This is a genomic window from Negadavirga shengliensis (assembly GCF_042652345.1).
Taxonomy (GTDB): domain Bacteria; phylum Bacteroidota; class Bacteroidia; order Cytophagales; family Cyclobacteriaceae; genus Negadavirga; species Negadavirga shengliensis.
The window spans coordinates 1-10,949 of the sequence record NZ_JBHSJJ010000015.1 but is presented as its reverse complement, the minus strand read 5'-3'; the positions used below and the strand labels follow the sequence as shown (position 1 = coordinate 10,949).

6 protein-coding genes are annotated in these 10,949 nt (G+C 46.7%); 5 read left to right on the top strand and 1 reads right to left on the bottom strand.

From position 1 onward, the window contains the following. The first annotated feature begins 116 nt into the window (after positions 1–116). The 5 genes from ACFPFU_RS20190 (at position 117) to ACFPFU_RS20170 (ending at position 9,583) form a co-directional block, all read left to right on the top strand. Positions 117–1,805: a SusD/RagB family nutrient-binding outer membrane lipoprotein gene (locus ACFPFU_RS20190; protein WP_377067502.1), complete on the top strand. Its 1,689-nt coding sequence runs from the start codon at positions 117–119 to the stop codon at positions 1,803–1,805. Positions 1,806–2,217: 412 nt separating this feature from the next. Continuing rightward, positions 2,218–2,436 carry a hypothetical protein gene (locus ACFPFU_RS20185; protein ID WP_377067500.1) on the top strand — a complete coding sequence of 73 codons (219 nt, stop codon included), beginning with the start codon at positions 2,218–2,220 and terminating at the stop codon, positions 2,434–2,436. A 184-nt stretch (positions 2,437–2,620) separates the two neighbouring features. Continuing rightward, positions 2,621–6,004: a SusC/RagA family TonB-linked outer membrane protein gene (locus ACFPFU_RS20180; RefSeq protein ID WP_377067498.1), complete on the top strand. Its 3,384-nt coding sequence runs from the start codon at positions 2,621–2,623 to the stop codon at positions 6,002–6,004. A gap of 40 nt (positions 6,005–6,044) precedes the next feature. After that, positions 6,045–7,736: a SusD/RagB family nutrient-binding outer membrane lipoprotein gene (locus tag ACFPFU_RS20175; protein ID WP_377067496.1), complete on the top strand. Its 1,692-nt coding sequence runs from the start codon at positions 6,045–6,047 to the stop codon at positions 7,734–7,736. Between the two features lie 497 nt (positions 7,737–8,233). Then, positions 8,234–9,583, top strand: a complete 1,350-nt coding sequence (locus ACFPFU_RS20170) for a purple acid phosphatase family protein (protein ID WP_377067495.1) — start codon at positions 8,234–8,236, stop codon at positions 9,581–9,583. 102 nt (positions 9,584–9,685) lie between these two features. On the opposite strand, the gene ACFPFU_RS20165 is transcribed toward ACFPFU_RS20170, so the two are convergent. Next, positions 9,686–10,321 carry an NAD(P)-dependent oxidoreductase gene (locus ACFPFU_RS20165; RefSeq protein ID WP_377067493.1) on the bottom strand — a complete coding sequence of 212 codons (636 nt, stop codon included), beginning with the start codon at positions 10,319–10,321 and terminating at the stop codon, positions 9,686–9,688. Positions 10,322–10,949 lie beyond the last annotated feature (628 nt).

Sequence of the window (10,949 nt, the reverse complement as noted above, 5' to 3'; positions counted from 1 at the left end):
TGAAAAGCCAAAAATTTCAAAAAGATGAAACCGAGCATGACGAGATCGTCACACAGAGGCATGATTATCACACATGCGGGATTCCATCTGACCATTGAAAAACAAAATATAAACAGATGAAAACATCAATTCACATATTCAAATCGGTTTTCCTCCTTTCCATGATGGTGTTTACGGCCTGTGACACCTTGGATGAGATCAATGAAAACCCGAATGGGGTATCACCGTCCGATGCCAACCCAAACTTACTGATGCCTTCAGTGATGCGTCCGGCAGCGACAAACATCCTGAATTTGGGCTACGGCGATATGGCGGGAACGGTACAGCATACGCAGAAAGACGGTTGGTTTACCGGACACAATCAATCTGATTGGGGTTTACGGGATTGGACCGGCTGGTACGACCTTTTGCGGACAAACAGATTCCTTTACCAACGTGCCGAAGAGACCGGGCTTGAGTTTCATAAAGGAGTTTCCCTGACGATGAAGTCTTTTATCTTCGGAACGGTCACGGACCTTTGGGGGGACGCGCCTTATACCATGGCACTCAAGGGTGATCAGGCGGGACTTGAAAACGAATTTCCCGAGTACGACAGCCAGGAAGTAATATACCCAGGCGTCATCAATGACCTGAAGGCCGCTGCCCAGATCTTTGCCACGGGCAACAATGAAGGGGTTATTCCAGAATATGACCTGTATTTCGGTGGCAACGCGACCATGTGGCACAAGTTCACCAACTCCCTTTTGCTTCGTTATTACATGAGGATTTCGGAGAAGATGCCGGAGATGGCCAGACAGGGAATCGAAGAGGTATACAACTCGGGGGTTTATCTGATGGGTGCCGATGAGGATGTGGCGATAGATTACATAGGCGCCTCGGCGGGCGATTCCTGGCCTTCGGCGACCGATTTTGACGCAGGTTCAAATTTCCGCAGGATCAAGCCGTGCAACACGCTTCTGGACAGGCTTTTGGATTATGACGACCCGCGGGTGGGGGTATGGTTCCGTCCCGTGCACTGCCGATGGGTGGAGGACACCAGCCTTCCCGTTGCAGTGGATCCCTATATAAGAGAAAATGGCCAGATCCTCAATGGCGTTGTTTCGTTTCAAGATATTCAATATCTGGATAGGATTGCGGAAGGGAACACCTATACCCGTCATTACAATCCCGATCTGCTGGGCAGACAACTGGATACCAGGGAGTATGTAGGATTGCCTCCCATGCTGCAGGGGCCCAGTGACCACAACCTTAACCCCACCGGTGGCCAGCAGCTGGAGAACCAGCACGTTTCCCAGCTTTCTGACCATTATAGAGGAAGAAGCGGCGGCTTTCTGAAGGCCAGGATCATGTCGGCGTCAGAGGTACACTTCATCCTTGCAGAGGCCGCCCAGCGGGGATGGTCCGTCGGTGATGCGGAAACCCATTACAACAACGCGGTAAGATATTCCCTGCAAACATGGGGAGTAGGGGATGATTTTGATACTTATATTCAAAATCCCCAGGTAGCCTATGATGGGTCCCTTGAAAGAATCATCGAACAGAAATGGATCGCCAGCTGGACCACCGCCACCGAATCCTGGTTTGATTGGAGAAGAACAGGATTTCCGGAGATGAATGTGGGAGAGGCTGCTCCTGAATCACAGATAGCCGTGAGATTCACTTATGGCAACAATGAGATCAACTTTAACGCCCAGCAGGTGGCAAAGGCCATAGAAAGGCTTGAAGTTACCATCGGTGCCAATAGAGGCCCCAACAACCAATGGGCCAAACCATGGATCATCCAAGGTACCGGCAAACCTTGGTAGAAATTAAATAATTATAACTTTTACGAGAGAGGCTCTTCAGAAGATAGGTTTTCCTATTATCTGAAGAGCCCTTTTTATGAGAATATCCGCTCGAAAATGAGACGTTCTTAAGATTTAAACATCAGATAAAAGAACGCTTATCATTAGAAACAATCTCTATAATTTCTTTACAGGTCAGCATAATACAATTATGACAAAAAAAAGTCATATAAAAATAATCATTAATAATACTCATATTTTATCATATAAATATTCGAACAAATAATTAGCTTTTTCAACTAAACCAATAACTTATTCAAAATTTTATTTTATATGAGTATCCTATATAGAATAAAAATTTTTTTTGTTCTGATTTAAAAAATAATAGCCTGAATATGATAGCTGTAGGTATATAGCTTCGGAGGGCAATAGCATGAAAAAGAAAAGATCAGACACACTACTTCAAAAGCTTATTAAAAATAAGATTTCGAGACTGGAGTTTGAGGAACTTCTGAGCGGTTTGGAGGACACTGAAATGGCCATTTATCTGGAAACGAGCATGAAAGTTTATTTCGATAAGGTTATGAAAAAACACAGGCAGGAATCTGGTTTAAAAGAACCTGTACAGGATAAGCTTCAAAATGATAATTGATCTGTAGCAGTGGGGAATATTACAAAAACTTGGGCATGTTCAAGATTCTCCATCATCACAGCGGAACAGCAACCCCGCAAGGGAGAAATGGTTTGGAAGGATTTCTTTCCGATAGTAGGTAAAAAGTCAAATTAACAAAATAAAAATCAACTGATGTCTTATGAAAAAAAGCCGTACTAAAAAAATGTTAAAGTGGATGGTTCCGCTTTTGTCGGTTGGCATCTATTGCTCAGGTCCTGTACTGGCAATGGCCAATGGCGCTTTGGATCCCGCCATAAGGGAACTACCCTCTTTAAACGGGGGTGTGGAATTTTTTGAGGAAGTCTTTGCGGTTACCGTTAGGGGAAGGGTTACTTCTCAAGGTGACGATCTGGGCCTCCCTGGAGTGACAGTCCTGGAAAAGGGGACGAATAACGGCACGGTAACCGACATAGACGGAGCCTTCACAATAGAGGTAGCGGGAGAAAATTCCATACTGGTGTTTTCCTACGTGGGGTTCGAGTCTCAGGAGGTTCGGGTCGGTAACCAAACCAATATCAATATCTCCCTCCAGGAGAGTATTGCCGCCATGTCGGAAGTGGTGGTCACCGCCTTGGGTATCGAACGGGAAAAGCGTTCCTTGGGATACTCCGTAGGTGAGGTCAAAGGTGATGATATCCGTAACGTCACGCAGGAAAACGCGATCAATGCGTTGGCTGGCCGTGTGGCCGGTGTTACCATTAACCAGATGAGCGGCGTGGGTTCTTCGACCTCTGTGGTGATCCGCGGCGCTACCTCACTAAGCAGTGACAACCAGCCTCTTTTCGTGATAGATGGGGTTCCGGTATCCAACACGCTGAATAACATCAGTCGGATGGGGGACAGGAATGAGGTTGACTACGGCAACCCTATTTCTGACCTGAACCCAGACGATATCGAAGACATGACGGTGTTGAAAGGGCCGAGTGCGGCAGCGCTCTACGGTGCCAGAGCGGGCAACGGAGTGATCCTGATCACGACCAAGAAAGGGAAGAAGGGCGAAAGGATGACCGTAAACTTCTCTTCCAGTAACGTCTTTGAGCGCCCCGTAAAGTACTTGAATTTCCATTACCGCTACGCTACGGGCAACAGGGTGGCGCAGTTGGATGAACTTTCCGCTTACTGGGCTGGTCCCGAGTTGGACGTTGGCAATACGGCCGTGCAGTGGAACAGTCCAGTGGACGCCAACGGGAATAGAATACCTACAGAGTTGAGGTCATATCCAAACAATATGAGGAACTTTATTGAAACGGGAGTGACATCCACCAACACACTTTCAATTTCCGGATCCTCAGAAAGAGCCACTTACAGGCTTTCCTACACCAACATGTCCCACAACGGCATGATCCCCAATTCGGATCTTTTCAGAAACAACCTCAGTCTGTCGTCCACTTTTCAATTGAATGATAAGCTGTCGGTAAGTACGGACATCAACCTGTCGAAATCCAATTCCAACGACAGGCCTTCTACAGGTAACAGGGGGGCAAACCCTTTGGAAGCAGTTTATAACTGGTCACATGTAAATATCAAGGATTTGGAAAACTACTGGGAGCCTGGTCAAGAGGAAATCCAGCAACGTTCGGTATCTCTTAACCATGACAACCCTTACTTCATCGCTTACGGGATGACAAATGCCTATGTGAGAGACAGGGCGTTTGGGAATATCAAGTTTGATTATAAGTTAAATGAAAACCTGAATTCCCATCTTCGTTTGACCCATGATATCTATATGGAAAACAGGGAAACTAAAATTCCTTGGTCTTATACCAGAGAAAGAAGAGGAGCCTACCACCTGCAGGATATTGCCAGAGACGAATCCAACATCGAATTCCTGACCACTTACAGCAAGGCGGTAAACGATTTCAACTTCAGCGTGTCGGGTGGCGGCAACATCATGAGCCAAAACTTCCGGGACAATTACATGGGAAGTGCTCCCGGAGTGGGGCTGATTGTGCCCGGCTTGTACAGGATCAGCAACATCCCCAATACCGGACTTAACTATTCCAATTTTGAATCCAGAAAGGCCATCTACAGTGTTTTCGGTTTGGCATCCATAGGTTTCAAAGACCAGATTTACCTGGACATGACGGCCCGGAACGACTGGTCAAGCACGTTGCCAGCACATAACAGATCCTATTTCTACCCCTCAGCTTCATTGAGCTGGCTGGCCAATTATACATTCGATCTGCCACAGGAAATCTCCATGCTGAAGGTACGCGCAGGTGTGGCCCAGGTGGGTAACGACACCAATCCCTATGCGTTGGAGCCGGTTTTGGGCATGCAGAGTTGGGGTAATCTGATTTCAAATACCTATCCAGGAACCCTGCTTAACCCGGACCTTAGACCTGAGATCAATACCTCACAGGAATACGGTCTTGACCTGAACTTCTTCAATGACCGGTTGAGGTTTGAAGGTACCTATTTTTACCAAAGAAACAGAAACCAGATCCTGAGCATTCCGACCCCTGCTTCTTCCGGTTTCAGCGCCAAGCAGATCAATGCGGGTATGATATCCAGCCGGGGTTGGGAACTTGCATTGGGAGGGACTCCCATCAGGAGGGCGGATGGCTTGATGTTGGACATCAACATGAATTTTACCAGGATGCGCACCCGTCTGGAAAGTCTTACCGAGGGCATGGACTTCATTACTCTATGGGACGATAACAACGGCGGTGCCCAGACTTTTGTAGGTCAGGACATCGGGGATTTGTACAGCAGGGGCTTTGCCTATGTTGAGGATCCCAATTCACCTTACTACAGGTGGCCTATATTGGATGCCAACGGCAAATGGATCGCCAGAAATGACAGGGAAGACCGGGTAAAGGTGGGTAATTTCAATCCTGATTTTATCATGGGTATGCAGACCAACCTGAGGTATAAGCGTTGGAGTATGCAGGCCAGCTTTGACTGGAGAATGGGGGGCAACTTCCAGTCCTTCACGTATAGGTATGGAGAATCGGATTGGAAATCCCAAAGACAGATCGACAACCTGATACCCGGAGGGCTTTATGGCACCGAGGAGTTGATAGCCTTACTGAAATCAGATCCCGAGAGGTATATTATCCCCCAAAACGGCAACTTCCCCAGGGTCGGTGGTTATACGCCCGAGACCGGAGGTCTGCCTACCAACACCACGGACGCTCCCGGTAATGACGGGGTTTTCATTCCCGGCGTGATTGAGGTGGCCCCAGGTGAATATGTGGAACATCTCGGCGGTGAGGGTACCGTGATCTATCCCGCTTCCAGGCAGTTTGCCTGGAGTTGGAACCAGCAGATTACCTTTGACGCATCTTTCCTGAAACTCAGGGAGCTTTCCATAGGTTACGACCTCCCCAATATTCCCGGTATCAGAAATGCTAACGTATCGGTGTTTACCAGAAATATCATTCTCTGGACCGCCGCCAACATCGGCATTGATCCCGAAAGGGCCTTCCAGGTGACGGCAAGCAGGCAGGGCGATTCAGCCAACCTGTTCAGACAGGGTATCGAACTTCAGAACGTAATGCCGTGGACCATTCCATTCGGGTTCAAGGTCAACATGACCTTCTGATGCAGGTAAGATTTAGTGTATTATCAACTCTAACATTTACATGATGAAAATATTAAATCATATATTCAAAACGGTTTTTATTTCGTCCATCCTGGTTTTTTCGGCTTGTGATAGCCTGGACGAAATCAACGAAAACCCAAATGGGGTGTCGCCATCGGAAGCCAATCCCAATCTACTGATGCCTTCCGTGATGCGGCCTGCTGCTACCGATATCCTTAATTTGGGGTACGGAGATATTGCGGGCGCTATGCAACATACGCAAAAAGACGGCTGGTTCACCGGACACAACCAGTTTGACTGGGGGCTGAGGGACTGGACAGGCTGGTATAACCTTTTGAGAACCAATAAATTTCTTTACCAAAGAGCAGAAGAAACCGGTTTGGAATTCCATAAAGGAGTGGCACTGACGATGAAATCCTATATCTTCGGTACGGTTACCGATCTTTGGGGAGATGCGCCTTATACCATGGCTTTGAGGGGCGATCAACCCGGTCTTGAGAACGAGTTTCCTGAGTATGACGGCCAGGAGGTGATATATCCCGGTGTAATCAACGATCTCAAGGCTGCTGCCCAGATTTTTGCCACAGGCAACAACGAAGGAGTTATTCCAGCGTATGATCTTTATTTTGGCGGGAACGCGACCATGTGGCACAAGTTCACCAACTCCCTCTTGCTTCGTTATTACATGAGGATTTCGGAGAAAATGCCGGAGATGGCCAGACAGGGTATTGAGCAGGTTTACAACTCAGGTGTGTACCTGATGGGAGCGGACGAGGACGTGGTTATGGATTATATCGGCGCGTCTGCCGGAGACTCCTGGCCATCGGCCACCGATTTTGACGCGGGATCCAACTTCAGGCGGATCAAGCCCTGCAACACACTTTTGGATAGGATGCTGGAATACGACGATCCCAGGGTGTCTGTTTGGTTCCGTCCGGTGCATTGCCGATGGGTGGAGGATACCAGTCTTCCTGTGGCTTTTGATCCCTATATCAGGGAAAACGGCCAGGTTTTGAATGGAGTGGTATCTTATCAGGACATGGTTTACCTTCAAAAGATAGCGGAGGGGAATACCTATACCCGTCATTATAATCCCGACTTGTTGGGAAGGCAATTGGATACACGGGAATATGTTGGTCTGCCACCCATGCTTCAGGGACCCAGCGACCACAATCTAAATCCTACAGGCGGGCAGCAGCTTGAGAACCAGCACGTCTCTCAGCTTTCCGACCATTACAGGGGAAGAAGCGGAGGTATCCTGAAGGCCAGGATCATGTCTGCTGCAGAGGTGCACTTCATCCTTGCAGAAGCTGCCCAGAGAGGTTGGTCCGTGGGCAATGCCGAAACCCACTATAACAATGCGGTGAGGTTTTCCCTACAGACATGGGGAGTAGGAGATAGCTATAACAGTTATATCCAAAATCCAAACGTGGCTTATGATGGCTCCCTGGAAAGAATCATTGAACAAAAGTGGATCGCAAGCTGGACCACAACCACGGAATCCTGGTTTGACTGGAGGAGAACAGGATTTCCCTCACTCCAAATTGGGGAGGCGGCTCCCGAACCACAGATTGCCGTGAGGTTTACTTATGGCAACAACGAGATCAACTTTAACGCGCAGCAGGTGGCGAAGGCCATTGACAGATTAGAGGTTACCGTAGGTGCGAACAGGGGACAAAACAACCAATGGGCCAAGCCCTGGATCATGCAAGGGACGGGTAAACCTTGGTAACAGTAGTTTTTGTCAACATTTTTTAAGCCCCGGTCCGGAAAAAGGCCGGGGTTTTTTCATTGACCTAAATCAAAGTCCATATCAAACACTACTTCTGTATCCCCAAAAAATCAACCTGAATTTTATTTTTTATACCTTAAAGAAAACCGGGCCGAATCTTTTTCTCCCTCCCAAACTTGCTTCAAATAACCTCAGTTCGATTATATAAACCGTCAATGCGAGGCTCAGGGGTGGATTTGAGGGAATGAAGCCGCGGCAGTCTCCTATTAAGGGATTGCCACACCCTTTTCCAACCCGCCCACTTCCTAAAAAGGGTTCGCAATGACGTATCAAAAGTTAATTATGATCGAACTCAGGTACAATAGGATTAACGGCTCCGGCAAATAGCCACATAGGCAAACTTTCAGTATTAAGGATAAAGCGGCCTGTCTATCGCCGTAACCTTAGGCCATATTTTAGGGTGATGTTTACCGATTGTAAATCAAAAATTTCTCAGAATGATATCAGTTATGGGTAAAAAAAGAATGTTTTTTTTAGGCTTTGTGCTTTTGCTTCATACCTATATGGAGGTCCTTATGGCTCAGGAAATAGCAGGGCCTTCCCAGGTCGCCGAAGAATTTCTCCCCTATCTGCCTTCCAAACTGCCGGACAGAATCATCCTTAATCTGGACGAAAACCCATTGGAAAAAATAGGCGTGAATTGGAGAACGTCCGCCCGTGTCTCCGAAGGTCAGGTGCAATGGGCACTGGCTACCCATAATACTTCTTTTATGGAAAATGTAAGGACAAAAGATGCCGTCAGTGAATTTTTATCCGTAGAGCACGACGAAAATCCTACCGTAGAAGCGTATTACCACGCAGCAACCCTGGATGGGCTGGAGGCCGGCCAAAGGTACGTATACCGGGTGGGCTCGGGAGAATACTGGAGTGAATGGTACCAGTTTGAAACACCGGATCCCGCAAGCAAGGGCGTTAAAGTCCTTTACCTGGGGGATGCGCAAAACGGCATCAGGGACCACTGGTCCAGACTGATCAGACAGGCGCACAAATCCGACTCCAACATTGATTTTATCCTTCATGCAGGGGATTTGATCAACCGGCATAACAATGATTTTGAATGGGGGGAATGGTTTTACGCGGGCGATCATATCCATGCCACCGTACCCAGTGTGATGACACCCGGAAACCATGAATACGGCAGAGACGGGCAGCTCTCACCCCAATGGAGACCCCAGTTCAACCTGCCAATGAATGGTCCGGAAGGTTTGGAGGAAACATGTTATCAGGTGAATTTTCCGGATTTGAAGGTCATATCCCTGAATGCCGAACAAATAGAAGAATCCCCCTATCTCAAGCAAAAGCAAAAGGAATGGCTGGACTCTTTGCTACAGCATGACCCCAGGAAATGGACCATCGTGACCATCCATCACCCCTTTTATTCCACCAAGGAAAACAGGGACAATGATGACCTGAGAAAACATTTCAAGCCGATCATAGACAAGTACAAAGTAGATATGGTGCTTCAGGGCCATGACCACGCCTATGGCAGGGGCATGATCGGACCCGGTCAGGACGGACCGATGAAAGAAGTGGTGTCAGAGGACGAAGGTACAGTATATGTGGTTTCAATGGCAGGGATAAAAATGTATGATGCCGGGGATTACCCTTGGATGGAGCGGAAGGCCTCCCAGACCCAAACCTATCAGCTGATCGAAATAAATGACACCACATTGAAATATAAGGCATACACAGTCAATGGTATTTTATATGATGCTTTTGAATTGCATAAGCAGGAGGATGGGGGTAACCGGCTTTTGAATCAGATTCCTGATTTGCCTGAATTTTGATCGATTGAATAAGGTAGGGTGAGGACCGTTTTTTGGATACAATCTAAACCCAGAAGAGTGCCCCCAAAAAAGAGCGAGCCAAACCGACTCGCTCCAGTTTATTCAAATATTAGAAAGAAAAGGACTCTTTCTAATATAAGTTTTATCCGACAACTGAACGATTAAGAAATCCGCCAAATCAGTAGAACTGATCTTTTCGCCCGGACAATTCCCCAGATTCACCTCAATCGGAAATTTCTCTTCCGTTTGAACAATCAAAGGCAAGCGAACTGACGTCCACTCGATTTTACTTTTAGAAAGATAATCATATTCAACTTGCTTGTCCCGGGTAGTCTCAGGATAATGGTCATACATCCAATCCGTAGCAAATCGAACTTTTGGATCCTTTTGATCAAATGAGGTATTTACACTCAATCCTGTTGTGACGATATAGCGATCAATACCGCATTTCAGCATTGCTCTGACAACATTTTTAGTTGCCTGACTGAATACGCAAGGCTCCCCTTTAGGCTGTCCCAACGTACTAATCACAGCGTCACAACCTGAAACTAATAATAAAATAGATTCATAGTCCCTTGCATCGCCTTTAACGATCTCAACAAATGAATGATCGACTGTCAGGTCTTGGGGATTTCTGACTAAGATTTTGAGCTTATATTGATTTTCAATGAGTCGATTAAGAAGATATTTTCCGGATTTCCCTGTGCCGCCTATAACGGCTGTTTTATTGGTTTTCATTATTTCTCATATAAAATTTGACAAAAAAGAAGTAGACCCTTTAGCCAAGAGTCATTTACAAATACTCAAATCCAGAGAAGGAATTGAGGTGTATGTCAATATTTTATTGAGATTTTGATGGATCAAAAGTAATGAAATAATAAGAAAATCAAAACCGATAATGTCCAGGAGTTTCCCCCCCTGACTACAATATATTGCGTTTGATATGCGGGTTTTGTTGCTGTTTAAATTTTAGCGCAAAAGATGCACACTGTGCGCCACGGTGTAGGGGTGGGGTTTCCTGCCGGCAGGGGGGTTGCTTATCTTTTTTGACCCGCAGCAAAAAAGAGTAACATTGAGAAAAGGAATGTTCTTGGTCAGCTTTGGTCCCTGACTGTTTCATGGCCACAGGAACAGATAGCGTGTTGTGCCCGTCTTATCGGAACGGGAGAGAACCGGCATTACAAATGCCTCCGTGTGGGTTTCTAATGATATTTGGGGTGTAGATTCAATCTACACCCACTTAAGTTTGGCTAATTTCTTGTATAGAACAAGCTTGACAGTGAATGAATAGGGTTATTTTTGGCACTTCGCTGTTTATTTTCCATTGCGACGAAGTCGGTGAAATTGATTTTGACAGAATCAGTCC

What these genes read in the sequence shown, in the direction of transcription:
- ACFPFU_RS20165 (WP_377067493.1), bottom strand. Translation starts at nt 10,321, where the DNA reads ATGAAAACCAATAAAACAGCCGTTATAGGCGGCACAGGGAAATCCGGA.
- ACFPFU_RS20180 (WP_377067498.1), top strand. Translation starts at nt 2,621, where the DNA reads ATGTTAAAGTGGATGGTTCCGCTTTTGTCGGTTGGCATCTATTGCTCA.
- ACFPFU_RS20170 (WP_377067495.1), top strand. Translation starts at nt 8,234, where the DNA reads ATGATATCAGTTATGGGTAAAAAAAGAATGTTTTTTTTAGGCTTTGTG.
- ACFPFU_RS20185 (WP_377067500.1), top strand. Translation starts at nt 2,218, where the DNA reads ATGAAAAAGAAAAGATCAGACACACTACTTCAAAAGCTTATTAAAAAT.
- ACFPFU_RS20175 (WP_377067496.1), top strand. Translation starts at nt 6,045, where the DNA reads ATGATGAAAATATTAAATCATATATTCAAAACGGTTTTTATTTCGTCC.
- ACFPFU_RS20190 (WP_377067502.1), top strand. Translation starts at nt 117, where the DNA reads ATGAAAACATCAATTCACATATTCAAATCGGTTTTCCTCCTTTCCATG.